Annotated in this window: 15 protein-coding genes and 1 pseudogene; 8 read left to right on the forward strand and 8 right to left on the reverse strand. The window is 65.3% G+C overall.

The features are described from left to right. Positions 1–46: 46 nt before the first annotated feature. On the reverse strand, positions 47–610 hold the full coding sequence (gene ahpC, locus IT472_RS10495) for an alkyl hydroperoxide reductase subunit C (RefSeq protein WP_297181446.1): 564 nt from the start codon (positions 608–610) through the stop codon (positions 47–49). A gap of 202 nt (positions 611–812) precedes the next feature. Here ahpC and prmC point away from each other — a divergent pair, with 202 nt between their 5' ends. Together prmC and pip are read left to right on the forward strand one after the other, a co-directional pair. Beyond that, a complete protein-coding gene (prmC, locus tag IT472_RS10500; protein WP_297181447.1) occupies positions 813–1,646 on the forward strand; it encodes a peptide chain release factor N(5)-glutamine methyltransferase in 834 nt (277 codons plus the stop codon). 70 nt (positions 1,647–1,716) lie between these two features. Continuing rightward, entirely contained in the window at positions 1,717–2,661 is a 945-nt protein-coding gene (pip, locus tag IT472_RS10505; RefSeq protein WP_297181462.1) for a prolyl aminopeptidase, read from the forward strand. Positions 2,662–2,663: 2 nt separating this feature from the next. Here the strand turns inward: pip and IT472_RS10510 are convergent, their stop codons facing one another. The 3 genes from IT472_RS10510 to IT472_RS10520 form a co-directional block, all read right to left on the reverse strand. Further along, entirely contained in the window at positions 2,664–3,206 is a 543-nt protein-coding gene (locus IT472_RS10510; RefSeq protein WP_297181448.1) for an NUDIX hydrolase, read from the reverse strand. Between the two features lie 100 nt (positions 3,207–3,306). Then, positions 3,307–4,209, reverse strand: coding sequence for a 5'-3' exonuclease H3TH domain-containing protein (locus tag IT472_RS10515; RefSeq protein WP_297181449.1), 903 nt, complete (start codon positions 4,207–4,209; stop codon positions 3,307–3,309). A 16-nt stretch (positions 4,210–4,225) separates the two neighbouring features. Continuing rightward, positions 4,226–4,795: a nitroreductase gene (locus IT472_RS10520; protein WP_297181450.1), complete on the reverse strand. Its 570-nt coding sequence runs from the start codon at positions 4,793–4,795 to the stop codon at positions 4,226–4,228. Between the two features lie 78 nt (positions 4,796–4,873). Between IT472_RS10520 and IT472_RS10525 the strand changes: the two genes are divergently transcribed. Together IT472_RS10525 and IT472_RS10530 are read left to right on the forward strand one after the other, a co-directional pair. Next, on the forward strand, positions 4,874–5,959 hold the full coding sequence (locus IT472_RS10525) for an NAD(P) transhydrogenase subunit alpha (protein WP_297181451.1): 1,086 nt from the start codon (positions 4,874–4,876) through the stop codon (positions 5,957–5,959). After that, on the forward strand, positions 5,956–6,714 hold the full coding sequence (locus IT472_RS10530; protein WP_297181452.1) for an alpha/beta hydrolase: 759 nt from the start codon (positions 5,956–5,958) through the stop codon (positions 6,712–6,714). The genes IT472_RS10525 and IT472_RS10530 overlap by 4 nt, the downstream gene beginning before the upstream one ends. A 323-nt stretch (positions 6,715–7,037) precedes the next feature. Here the strand turns inward: IT472_RS10530 and IT472_RS10535 are convergent, their stop codons facing one another. The 3 genes from IT472_RS10535 to IT472_RS10545 are packed head-to-tail and all read right to left on the reverse strand — an operon-like array spanning position 7,038 to position 8,438. After that, the gene (locus tag IT472_RS10535; protein WP_297181453.1) at positions 7,038–7,481 is read right to left on the reverse strand and encodes a DUF3106 domain-containing protein; all 444 of its coding nucleotides are present in this window, start codon (positions 7,479–7,481) and stop codon (positions 7,038–7,040) included. Between the two features lie 4 nt (positions 7,482–7,485). After that, positions 7,486–7,863, reverse strand: coding sequence for a hypothetical protein (locus IT472_RS10540; protein ID WP_297181454.1), 378 nt, complete (start codon positions 7,861–7,863; stop codon positions 7,486–7,488). After that, complete coding sequence (locus IT472_RS10545; RefSeq protein WP_343231829.1) at positions 7,860–8,438, reverse strand: RNA polymerase sigma factor; 579 nt, start codon at positions 8,436–8,438, stop codon at positions 7,860–7,862. Before IT472_RS10545 ends, IT472_RS10540 begins: the two co-directional genes overlap by 4 nt. Positions 8,439–8,584: 146 nt before the next feature. Between IT472_RS10545 and IT472_RS10550 the strand changes: the two genes are divergently transcribed. Together IT472_RS10550 and IT472_RS10555 are read left to right on the forward strand one after the other, a co-directional pair. Next, positions 8,585–8,881, forward strand: a complete 297-nt coding sequence (locus IT472_RS10550; protein ID WP_297181455.1) for an NAD(P) transhydrogenase subunit alpha — start codon at positions 8,585–8,587, stop codon at positions 8,879–8,881. Continuing rightward, positions 8,878–10,299, forward strand: coding sequence for an NAD(P)(+) transhydrogenase (Re/Si-specific) subunit beta (locus tag IT472_RS10555; RefSeq protein WP_297181456.1), 1,422 nt, complete (start codon positions 8,878–8,880; stop codon positions 10,297–10,299). The genes IT472_RS10550 and IT472_RS10555 overlap by 4 nt, the downstream gene beginning before the upstream one ends. A gap of 81 nt (positions 10,300–10,380) precedes the next feature. On the opposite strand, the gene IT472_RS10560 is transcribed toward IT472_RS10555, so the two are convergent. Further along, positions 10,381–10,854, reverse strand: coding sequence for a hypothetical protein (locus IT472_RS10560; protein WP_297181457.1), 474 nt, complete (start codon positions 10,852–10,854; stop codon positions 10,381–10,383). A 269-nt stretch (positions 10,855–11,123) separates the two neighbouring features. Between IT472_RS10560 and sufT the strand changes: the two genes are divergently transcribed. After that, positions 11,124–11,678: a putative Fe-S cluster assembly protein SufT gene (gene sufT / locus IT472_RS10565; protein ID WP_297181463.1), complete on the forward strand. Its 555-nt coding sequence runs from the start codon at positions 11,124–11,126 to the stop codon at positions 11,676–11,678. 628 nt (positions 11,679–12,306) lie between these two features. Further along, a pseudogene (locus IT472_RS10570) lies at positions 12,307–12,715 on the forward strand (hypothetical protein); the annotation flags it as partial.

Genomic DNA, 12,715 nt, shown 5'->3' on the forward strand with positions numbered 1-12,715 from the left:
TCGGTTTCACGCAGCCCTCTCCTTGAGAGAGGGTGCGATGGCGCGCTTAGATCTTGCCGACCAAGTCCAGCGACGGGGTGATGGTCTTGGCGCCTTCCTTCCACTTGGCCGGGCACACTTCGCCGCTGTGGCTGGCGACGTACTGGGCGGCCTGCAGCTTGCGCAGGGTTTCGCTGACGTCGCGGGCGATGGCGTTGTCGTGCACTTCCATGGTCTTGATGGTGCCTTCCGGGTTGATCACGAAGGTGCCACGCAGGGCCAGGCCCGCTTCCGGGATATGCACGCCGAAGGCATTGGTCAGGGCGTGGGTGGGATCGCCCACCAGCGGGAATTGGGCCTTGCCCACCGCCGGGCTGGTTTCGTGCCACACCTTGTGGCTGAAGTGGGTATCGGTGGTGACGATGTAGACCTCGGCACCGGCCTTCTGGAACTCGGCGTAATGCTCGGCGGCATCTTCGATTTCGGTCGGGCAATTGAAGGTGAAGGCGGCCGGCATGAAGATCAGCACCGACCAGTGCCCCTTGAGGCTGGCGTCGGTGACTTCGACAAACTTGCCGTTGTGGAAGGCGTTGGCCTTGAACGGCTGAACCTGGGTATTGATCAGGGACATCGGGACTACTCCTGTGTGGTGGGTGAATGGGTCATTGGGATCAAGATAGGCGAACTCAATCGATATGTAAAATGAATTGTGTGTATGGAAATGATAGGCTACATCTATCAATTAAGGCTGCCTGACACCGACAAGGGTCAATTCATGCCCGACCAAGGAACGCGTCCCGAGATGACGGCTTCATGACGGTTACCATGGGCGCATGCAAGCAGCAAAAACGTCGGTGTCCGAACTTCTGGCGCATGCGCGCACTCGAATCGATGCCGCAGATGCCGAGATCCTGCTTGCGCACGTCTTGGACAAGCCTCGAAGTTGGCTGTTCGCTCACGCGGATGACTTGCCGGAACCGTCAGCGCTCGGCCTGTTTGCCGAGTTGCTGGAACGTCGTGCAACCGGCGAACCGGTGGCCTACCTGACCGGTTCGCGCGGCTTTTGGACGTTGGACTTGGCGGTCACGTCGGCGACCTTGGTGCCGCGTCCGGAAACCGAACTGCTGGTCGAGCAGGCGCTGTTGCGGATCCCCCCGGATGCGCCTTGGCGGCTTGCGGACCTGGGCACCGGTTGTGGCGGGATTGCATTGGCGCTGGCCAAGGAACGACCCGGCGCAACCATGGTCGCCACCGACCTGAGCGACGAAGCGTTGGACGTGGCGCGCGGGAATGCGCAGCGCAACGGGGTCGGCAACATCGAGTTCCGCCAAGGAAGCTGGCTCGAGCCTTTGGGCGAGGACCCATACGATCTCATTGCCAGCAATCCCCCGTATGTTGCCGATGGCGACCCGCATCTGGGCGAGGGAGATCTCCGCTTCGAGCCGGCGCTGGCATTGTCATGCGGCAGCGATGGGCTGAACGCACTGCGCGCGATTGCCGATGGCGCTTCGGCGCGGCTGCGCAAGGGCGGATGGCTGCTGTTCGAGCATGGCGTGGCGCAGGGCGCGGCGGTACGCGCGTTGTTGGTTGGCGCTGGTTTCGTTGACATCCAGACCGTGCAGGATCTCGAGGATCGTGACCGAGTGACCTTGGGCCGCGCACGGTAATCCGGGCCAATTCGATCATGGCGGGCCAAGACCCGCCCTACAATTGGCATTCCTAATGCCGGTCATTCTCATGCGCACGCTGTATCCCGAAATCACCCCCTACCGCAGCGGCACGCTGGCGGTGGACGCCCGCCACACCCTGTATTGGGAGGAATGCGGCAACCCCGACGGCAAGCCGGTGGTGCTGTTGCATGGCGGCCCTGGTGCGGGCTGTTCGGACACGATGCGGCGCTTCCACGATCCGGCCAAGTACCGCATCGTGTTGTTCGATCAACGCGGCTCAGGCCGCAGCACCCCGCATGCGGATCTAACCGACAACACCACCTGGGATCTGGTGCGCGATATCGAAACGCTGCGCGCGCACCTCGGCATCGATCGTTGGCAGGTGTTCGGCGGCAGTTGGGGTTCCACCTTGGCGCTGGCCTATGCCGAAACCCATCCGGGGCGGGTCACCGAATTGGTGCTGCGTGGCATCTTCATGCTGCGGCGCTGGGAATTGGAATGGTTCTACCAGGAAGGCGCTTCGCGCCTGTTCCCGGATGCCTGGCAGCACTATCTGGAGGCCATTCCCGAGGTCGAGCGCTGTGATTTGATCGGGGCCTACCACCGCCGTCTGACCTCACCGGACGAGGCCACCCGGCTGGCTGCGGCCCAAGCCTGGAGCATCTGGGAAGGCGGCACCAGTTACCTGCGGATTCCCGCTGACTACACCACCAGTCATGGCGATCCGCAGTTCGCATTGGCGTTTGCACGGATCGAGAACCACTACTTCGTCAACGGCGGTTTCTTCGAGGTCGAGGAGCAATTGCTGCGCGACGCGCATCGGATCGCCGAGATCCCCGGCGTGATCGTGCATGGCCGCTATGACGTGGTCTGCCCGATCCAGAATGCCTTCGACCTGCACAAGGCGTGGCCGAAGGCGGAATTGGTGATCAGTGCGACCGCGGGACATTCCGCGTTCGAGGCTGAGAATGCGGCGGCGCTGGTGGAGGCAACCGACCGTTTCGCTGGCTGAGCCTACCCGGCCGGCGAGCCGTCCGGATTGCGCTCGATCATCCACAGGCCGGCCCAGAGCTTGAGGTCCAGTTCGTAGCCTTCGGACTGTTTTTGCATCAGCCAACTGGGGACTTCGCGGCGTCGTACGGCGTGCACGGTGATGTCTTCGTTGTCGACGCCACCGCCGTCGCCCACTTTCACCAGATCGCTGGCGCGCACGAAGGCGATGCGCTCGTTGCTCATGCCGGCGCTGGTGGGGCCGGTGAGCAGGACCTCGACGCGCCCTGGTGACCAGCCGGTTTCCTCGATCAGTTCACGGCGCGCAGCGTCGGTCAGCGTGTCCTCGGTGCGGTCGTCACCGACCAACCCGGCTGGCATTTCGATCGTGCGTGCGCCCAACGGCACGCGGTACTGTTCCACGAACAGCACCTCGTCGGCAGGCGTGACTGCGATCACGATCACCGCCATGCCTTGGCCGTGGATCCGCTCGCAGGACTCCCACGTGTCGATCTGGACCAGCCGCAGCCAACGGCCTGTGTAGAGAATGTGTTTGGTGTCTGGCATGGAGTGATGCTAGCGCAGGGCCGGCAAGAGGATGTGCAGTCCGCCCTGGCCTGCAGGGGGGCCGTGACGCTGATTGAAGCAGGCAATGCCCGGCGTGGGTTCAGGAGGCAAGCCCTGCCGCGGCATCCAGCCGTCGGCGCGTCATCGCGCCGAAGCCCATCCAGTCTGCCAGCGCGGCCAGTTCGTCGGCATGGCCGGTGCTGCGCCGGAAATCACCGTCCGGCAGCGGGGCGTCCAGCGCAATGGTGGTGAGTTGGCGCCACAGCAATACCTGTGCGCGCTGTTCGCGCAGGCGCGTGGCCATTTGCGCCGCGCCGCGCAGTCGCAGGAAGGGCACTTCATCGATCCGTTCCAGCAGTGCATCGAGGGTGCCGTAATGGCCCAGCAGGGTGGCCGCCGATTTTGGCCCGATGCCGGTGACGCCGGGGATGTTGTCCACCGCGTCGCCGGCCAGCGCGAGATAATCCGGAATCTGCTCGGCGTGCACCCCGTGCCGCGATTTCACCCCCCCGTGGCCCCAGCGCAGGCCCTTGCCGAAGTCGACCTGCTCGTCGCCCTCGCGCAGCAATTGCGACAGGTCCTTGTCGGCCGAAACGATCACGCTCCGGAAGCCGCGATTGCGCGAGGTCCAGATGGCGCTGCCGATCAAGTCGTCGGCCTCGTAGTTTGCGTGTGCCAGTGTGGCCAGCCCGAGTGCCGTGCACAGCGCCTTGCACCATGCGAACTGGCGTTTCAGCTCCGGAGGCGCCGGGTCGCGGTTGGCCTTGTAAGCCGGATACAGCGCATGCCGGAAGTTGCTGCCAAGGCTTTCATCGAAGGCAACGGCAATGTGGCTGGGGCGCTCACTTTCCAGTAATTCGAGCAGGAAGCGTGCGAACCCCTGCACCGCATTGGTCGGCCAGCCGTCAGGGTCGTGGAATTCCTCCGCTGGCAGCGAATGCCAGGCGCGGAACACGTAGAGCGAAGCGTCGATGAGATGAAGGGTGGGCGGTGGCGTGGGCATGGCGTCGTTCCGTGGTCTACGGCTGCCAGACCCGGAGCAGGTCAGACGGATCCGGGCGAGCGCGGTCGCGGACCGCGATCTGTGGCGTGCCAATGGCCACGGTGCCGATCAGTTGCTCTTCGGTCGTCAACCCCAGCGTGTTCTCGAGGAAGGGGCGGTCGTAGGCCAGCCAGCCGGTCAGCAACTGTGCGCCGAAGCCTTCGGCCTGTGCCGCAAGCAGCAGCATCAGCGTGGTGCAGGAGGCGCTGACCAAGCGTTCGACCGTGGGGATCTTTTCGTCGGGTCCGAGTCGGGCGATGACGGCCACGGTCAGCGGCGGCACGGTGAAGCGGGTGCGCAGCTTGTCCTCCACGGCGGGGTCGCTGTCCGGCGCGCGTTCGCGCAATCGGGCCAACGCCGCGTCGGCCAGCGCGCCGCGCGCCGCGCCGTCGATGCGCAGGAACCGGAACGGCTCCCGCTTGCCATGGTCGGGCACCCGCACCGCGGTCTGCAGCATGCGCAGCAGTTGCTCCGGCGTGGGGCCGGGGGCACCCAGTTGGCGCGTCGGAATCGAGTGGCGGGAGTCGAGATCGGCAAGTGTCAACATGGATTCCTTGGGCCAATGCCTGCCAAGAACGGGGCGCATTGGTTAGGATGATGCCGGATCAGGGCACGGGAGCGGGTGATGGCGGTGAACGTGGGCGTGGCGCGCGAAACGGCAAACGGCGAACGCCGGGTGGCCCTGACGCCGGAAACCTGCAAGAAACTGGTGGCGGCCGGGTGTGCGGTGCGCATCCAGCCGGGGATCGGGGCGGGGGCCTATTTCCCGGATTCCGCTTACGTCGCGGCCGGCGCCGAGCTGGCCGAGGATGCGGTTGCCGAGGCCGATCTGGTGCTGTGCGTGCAGCCCCCGGGCCATGCCGCCATTGCCGACCTGAAGCAGGGTGCGGTGCTGGTCGGCAGCCTGCAGCCACAGGCCGATCCGGCGCGCGCCGAAGCGATCCAGGCCCGCGGCCTGACGACATTTCCCCTCGAGAAACTGCCGCGCACCACCCGCGCACAGGCAATGGATGTGCTCAGCTCGCAGGCCGGCATGGCCGGCTACAAGGCGGTGCTGATCGCTGCGCAACTGGCGCCGCGGTTCTTCCCGATGCTGACCACCGCAGCGGGCACGATCCGGCCGTCGAAGGTGTTGATCGTGGGTGCTGGCGTGGCCGGCCTGCAGGCTGTTGCCACCGCCAAGCGCCTCGGTGCGGCGGTGGAAGGCTTCGACGTGCGCCCGGAAACCCGCGAGCAGATCGAATCGCTGGGCGGCAAGTTCCTCGACCTCGGCGTGTCGGCGGCGGGTGAGGGCGGCTACGCGCGCCAGCTCACCGACGAGGAACGCGCCCTGCAGCAGCAGCGTTTGGCCGATCATCTCAAGGGGATCGACGTGGTGGTGTGCACCGCCGCGGTGCCGGGTCGACCCGCGCCGAAGATCATTTCCGCCGAGATGGTGGCGGGAATGAAACCGGGCAGCGTGATCGTCGATCTGGCCGCCGAGACCGGCGGCAACTGCGCCCTCACCCAGCCCGGGCAGACCGTCGATCGCAATGGCGTGACCGTCGCCGGCCCGCTGAATCTCGCTTCGATGGGTGCCCAGCACGCCAGCGAGATGTACGCCCGCAACGTCTACAACTTCGTCAGCCTCCTGCTCAAGGACGGTGCCCTGCACTTCGACTGGAGCGACGAGTTGCTGGCCAAGACGGTGTGGCCAGAATGCGCGGGATGATCCGCAGGACGCTGGCAGTTGTCGCGCTGGCGATTGTGCTGGTCTATCTTGCGATCTGCGGCCTGCTCTACGTCTCGCAGCGCGGCTACCTGTACTTCCCGGTGCCGCGCCAAGGCAATGCGCCTGCCTTCGTCCTGCACCGCGGCGATGCCGATGTGGTCGTCTCCACCAACGGCGTGGACAGCCCAGCCGCCGTGCTTTTTTTCGGCGGCAATGCCGAGGACGTCTCGCAGGCAATTCCGCTGCTGACGCGTGCGTTCCCCGGCCGCGCCGTCTTCGCGATGCACTACCGGAGTTATGGCGGCAGCACGGGGCAGCCGTCCGAGGTGGCGCTGGTGGCAGATGGCAAGCGTCTGTTCGACCTGCTGGCGAAGGAGCATCCGTCGATGGTGCTGGTCGGTCGCAGCCTCGGCAGCGGGATTGCCCTGCAGGTGGCCGTTGGTCGACGCGTCGAGCATCTGGTGCTGGTGACGCCCTACGACAGCATCTCCGGCCTGGCGCAGCAGCGTTTCCCGCTGTTCCCGGTGCGCTGGATCCTGCGGGACACCTACGAATCCTGGCGCTACGCTGCAAAGATCCACGTGCCGACCACCTTGGTCGTTGCTGGCCGCGACGAAGTCATCCCCAACACGAGTTCGCGACTGTTGGCCTCCCGATTCCCGCGCGGCGTTGCCAGCATCGTCACGTTTGCCGACGCCAACCACAACGACATCTCGGGTTTCGATGGCTATGCCGATGCCTTGGGTCAACGCTGAACAAGTCCATCCAGGACTTGTCCAGCATTGCCTGAATTTCGGTGTTGCCCTGGCCGGGCGGCGCCGCTAACGCAGGGTAGAACAATCCTATCCAGGCGTTGTCAGCCCGCGTCGAGTCGGGTGAGGGTTCCGACTCGACCCACACGAATCCCTCGCTCGCATGATTGATTCTTGCTCGCCAACCATCCATGGCTGGCGAGAACATCTGGATTGATCAGGGGTTCCCGAGCCAAGGCAAGCCATCACCCGCGTCGGCCCGGACCGGGGTGGATCAAGCTCAGGCCTTCCGCGTTTCGGATGCAAGGATGCCCAGATGGGGACGGTCACGGCCGCCGCGAATCGCCCCGCTCTGGTGCCGGATGTGCCTTGAGCCAATCGGCCTTCTGCTGGGGCGTCATCCTGCGCCAGTTGTCCATGAACGCGCGTCGGGCGTCGCGGTCCATGCTTCGGGTGGCGTGGAACAAGGCGCGTGCCTGGGCGCGCTGCTCGGGGTTCATGTCATCCCATCGCTGCATGCCGCGGCGGGCATGGCCGCGTTGGTCCGGCGACATCGTGCGCCAACGCTGGGCGCGATCGAGCATGCGTGCGCGATCTTCCGGGCTGTTGTTCCAGCGGTCCCGCAGTGGCGCAGTCAGTGCGTCGCGCTGGGCCGGTGTCAGTTGATCCCAATTCGGCAGCGGTGCGGGCCTTGGCGTGGCCTGCTGGCCAAGGGCCAGCAGTGGGCACAGCAGCAGGGCCGGGACGACAAGGCGGGCGAAGGCTTTCATGAACTTACTCCTTGGCCGCCAGGACGGCATCGTTGGAGGCGAGCCAGGTGTAGAACTCGGGATCCTCGTCCAGCAGGGTGGCACTGCGTGCCTCGGGCGCATGGCCTGTCGCTGCGACGGTGGGGTTGACGCCAGGGGTCGCTGGGCGCGGGTGGTTGAACTGCAGACCAACGGCGAGAGCCGACAGTGCGGCAACGCTCGCCACCGCATAGCGAAGTCCATGGCGAGGTCGATGGCCCTGTCCACGCAGGGCGGCGTTGCGGCGCTGGGTGAGTTGCGCTTGCACCCGTGGCGACAACTGGGCCACGGCGTCCGCGTGGCGTGCACGGAGGACGGCATCCAACTTCAGGTCGGCGATTCCAGGATCGACAGGGGCGTTCATCGCACATCCTCCAATTGTTTCTGCAGCGCGGCACGGGCGCGCGACAGATGGGTCTTGACCGAGCCTTCGCTGCAGCCCATCACGTTCGCCGTTTCGGTGACATCGAGTTCTTCCAGCACGCGCAGGGTGAAGGCCTCGCGCTGGCGGTCCGGCAGGTCGCGCAGCGCGGCGCGGATTCGCGTCCACGCCTCGCGGCTTTCGTGACTGCGTTGCGGATCGGGGCTGTCGTCGGCCCAGTCCACCGGGTCACCGTCGCGATCGGCGCTGCCCGGCAGCATCCAGCGCAGTCGGAACAGGCCACGCCGGTGCATGTCGGTGATCCGGTTTCGCAGGATGCTCCAGAACAGGGGGCTCCATTCGGTGGCCGGGCGCTCGCGGTAAGCCAGCATCTTCACCATCGCGTCCTGCACGGCGTCGAGCGCGTCATCGCGCTGGCGCAACCCGATTTCGGCAAAACGGAACGCACGCGCGCTCACGTCGCGCAGGAATCCGTCGAAATCCTGTGGCGAGGTCCGGTGTTGCGGCGTGTTCCCGAGTTCCACCGGGGCAAGCTTAGCGATGTCGAGCAGCAGCATGGTGACGGATCCGGCATGGCCCTGGGCGAGCGCCGGCGCTGTCCGGCATCCCGATATCCGGACAACGCGCCCGGTCGCGCCCGGTTGACATGGCGCGCGGGGGCCTGGCTTGTCTATCATGCAGGTGACCAACCGGGAGCGGCGCAGTGGACGACGGATTCGTGGCCTTGTACATCTTCATGCTGGCGGCCATCGCCGGCAACGTGATCATCTCGAGGGTGCCGGTGATCCTGCACACGCCGTTGATGTCCGGTTCCAACTTCATCCACGGCATCGTCCTGATCGGCGCGATGGTGGTGCTGGGGCAGGCGGTGACACCGCTGGAGCAAGGCCTGGGCTTCCTCGCCGTCCTGCTCGGTGCCGGCAATGCCGCCGGCGGCTACGTGGTCACCGAACGCATGCTCGAGATGTTCAAGTCCAGCAAGAAGGAGGGTGGGAAGTGAGCCCGCTCGCCCTGATCAAGCTGAGTTATTTCGTTGCCGCAACCCTGCTGTTGCTGGGGCTGCAGCGCATGGCCAGCCCCAAGACCGCGCGCAGCGGCATCCAGTGGGCGGGCGTCGGCGTGCTGGTGGCGGTCGTCGCCACCTTCTTCCTGCCGGGGATGCACAACCTGCCGCTGCTGCTGGCGGCGATCATCCTGGGCGTGGCCGGCAACTGGTACTGGGGCCGCAAGGTGCCGATCACCGACATGCCGCAGATGGTGGCCTTGTTCAATGGCATGGGCGGCGGCAGCGCGGCGGCGATCGGTGCGATCGAGCTGTGGAAGGCGATCGCCATGGACCACCGGCCGACCGCCGTGCACCTTGGTCTCGCCGCGGTGGGTGCGCTGATCGGCGCGGTTTCGCTGACCGGCTCGGTCATTGCCTGGGCCAAGCTCGATGGCCGCATGGACAAGCGCTACACCTTCCCCGGCCAGCAATGGTTCAACGCGCTGGTGTTCCTGGCCGCGCTCGCGGCGGGTGGGCTCGCGTTGTGGGGCCTGCTTGCCGGTGGCTTCGAGGCACTGCAACTGACCGGCTTTGCGGTGATCGGGTTCTTCGCGCTGGCACTGCTGCTGGGCATCCTGATGACGTTGCCCATCGGCGGCGCCGACATGCCGGTGGTGATCTCGCTGTACAACGCCTTCACCGGGTTGGCGGTCGCGTTCGAGGGCTATGTGCTGGGGAATGAAGCCCTGATCATCGCTGGCATGATGGTCGGCGCGGCCGGCATGCTGCTGACGCGGTTGATGGCCAAGGCGATGAACCGCTCGATCAAGAACGTGCTGTTCTCCAACTTCGGCGGCGGCTCGGCGGCGATGCAGGAAATCGGCGGTTCGATGAAGCCGATCGAGGCCGCCGACGTGGCCTCGATGATGGCCTTTGCCGAGCGCGTGGTGATCGTGCCCGGTTACGGCATGGCGGTGGCCCAGGCCCAGCACAAGATCTGGGAGCTGTGCCAGCGCCTGATCGCACGCGGCGTCAAGGTGAAATTCGCCATCCATCCGGTCGCCGGGCGCATGCCTGGGCACATGAACGTGCTGCTGGCCGAGGCCGGCGTGCCCTACGACCTGATCGCCGACATGGACGACATCAATCCGGAGTTCGCGATGACCGACGTCTCCCTGGTGATCGGCGCCAACGACGTGGTCAACCCGGTGGCCAAGACCGATCCGGCCAGCCCGATCTACGGCATGCCGATCCTCGACGTGGTCAACTCCAAGAACACCATCGTCATCAAGCGCGGCAAGGGCACCGGGTTTGCCGGGATCGAAAACGCGCTGTTCTACGCCGACAACACCCGCATGCTCTACGGCGATGGCGCCGAGATGGCGAACGCACTGGTCAGCGAGTTGAAGGAACTGGATGGCGGCGGGCATTGAAGTTTCGCGGACAAGCCCATCCAGGGCTGGTCAGTTCACGCCACGTCCGGTCCATGCCCGGACGTGGCGCTCACGAAGCAATCACTTGCGTGATTGCTTCGTGGTCGGCCATCCATGGCCGACGGGCAAGGTTGCCGTTGACCTGAGCCCGGACAGCAGGGCCAGCACCAGGCTCGCGCCGTACCAGAGCAGGTCCGTGCGGGTATTGGCCATGCTCACCAGCAGCCACGCGTAGCTTGCACCCATGCGCAAGGCCGATTCGAGCGGCCGCAGGCCAAAATCCTGGCCGATCTGGCCCGCGGCGATCAAGAAATTGGCCAGCACGATCACGGCTGCGGTGGTCAGCACGGCGGTCAGCCCGCGGTGCAGGCCGCGTGGCCAATTGACCAAGCGCTGCAGCACGGCCAGATCGAACGCGCCCAGCAACGCCATCCACGCGAGTTGGTTATCGAATCGCAAGGCCAACAGAACCCAGGCCGCCGCGAATCCCGTCGCACCCAGCAACAGCAAGGCCCAGGCATGCCAGCGAACGGTGGGCGGGGCGATCGAGGGCATGGGCGACGCGCTGGAAGACGGTCGATGATGCCATTCCATTGAAACCCCGATCAATGCCGAAGGTCCTGCGGTGCCGCTGTTTTTTGCCGTAAACGAGCGGCAAGGCGTTGTATCCAGTGGATTGGCGGCCTCGTGCGGGCGATGCCGTGTCGCCGGCGTTGGTCCTTGAATCGTATCAAGGACCCGCCTGTCCTTGTCCTGCAGAGCGGGTGGCGCGGTTGATTCGTACTAGAATGGTACGACTTTTCGACGTCGGACCTTTCTGGATCATGTATTCCCGCAGCAGCGAACCCGTCCGCTTCGAGCGTGATTGCGCCGCCGTGCTCGTTCCGCAGGGCGACCCGGTGACCTTGCCCGCGGGAACCGTTGGCTACATCACCCAGGCTTTGGGTGGCAGTTGGACCGTGTTCGTGGAGGGCAACCTGATGCGCATCGCCGGCGAGGATGGCGACGCAATCGGCAAGGAATCGGCCCAGCCCCTCGAATTGGCCGAGGGGGCCGACGACGCGGCGGTGGAAGCCCTGATGTGGGAGCAACTGCGCACTTGCTTCGATCCCGAGATCCCGGTCAATGTGGTCGAACTCGGCCTGGTCTACCTCGCCGAACTGAGCCACCGCGAGGGCGACGGCGCACGCGTGGCCAAGGTGCGGATCACCCTGACCGCACCGGGCTGCGGCATGGGTGACATCCTGATCGACGATGTCCGCAGCAAGCTGATGCAGATCCCGACCCTCGTCGACACCGATATCGAACTGGTGTTCGACCCGCCGTGGAACCAGTCGATGATGTCTGATCTGGCCAAGCTCGAAACCGGGATGTTCTGAAGCCGGCGGGCGGGTGGCTACACCCGGAGGCGGCGTCATGCAACAGGCACACCTGCGGGCCATTGGGCCCGTGGCTGCCTTGGGCCGCGCCGGTGGTGCCAGGGCGTTCTGCCTGGACGTCGAGCCCGGACGCTGCTTCCGTGACTGCCAACGGCACTGGGCATTGAGGTCTGCGCTTCAGTGCACACAAATACTGTGATGCACTGCCAGGTCGAAACATGAATTCTGCGTTAAATTGTCACAAAGTGACGCATTGCGTCAGCGCAAGAGCATGATGCATTGCAATATCAAGAGCCACGTCAAGCTCGGACATTCGACAAAAGTTGTGGCGCAGGATCGAGTTTGGGTGCGTGAAACCCGCGGTTTTCCTAGACACAGTCAGGCTTATGCCTTCACATTATGGCGGCATAACTCCTCATTCTTGACAGGTCACCACGGTTGGAGCAAACGTCGGCGGTCGCTTCGGGACGGTTCAGGTTCCGGGGCGGTGCCCAGCTTGGCCACGCATGTGGCAACCGCAAGGGAAGAGGCGATGTGCGCCGGAAGCGCAAGGACGTTGATTCAAGCCGTTGTCCAACCCGGCCGCATCCGCGGCAACCCAAATCAACCTTTCAGGGGGATGTCACCAGTGAACCGTACCCAGACCGTCAAGATCCTGTCCGCCGCGATTGCCCTGTCGCTCGCCGCGGCGGGTGCCCAGGCCGCCACCCGTGGCGACCTGCACCAGCGCGACATGAACCAGATGCGCCAGCAGTTCCAATCGTTCGTCGCCAGCCACGGCCAGACCGCCGTGAACATGGCCAACCGTCGCCATGCGGCATTCATGGGCGCAGGCGCGTCCACCAACCTGATGATGCGTGCGGTCAACCGCCTCGACAACGGCGTGCAGAACTACCGCTATGACCAGACCTGGCGCGGCATCCCGATCTTCGGTGAAAACCTGGTGGTCAGCGAAGACGCCCAAGGCAATGTTCGCTCCATGTTCGGCAATCTGGTGAATGGACTGGATCAGGACATCACCAACACCCGCCCGTCGA

This window comes from Thermomonas sp. (assembly GCF_020850895.1).
In the GTDB taxonomy this organism is placed as follows: Bacteria; Pseudomonadota; Gammaproteobacteria; order Xanthomonadales; family Xanthomonadaceae; genus Thermomonas.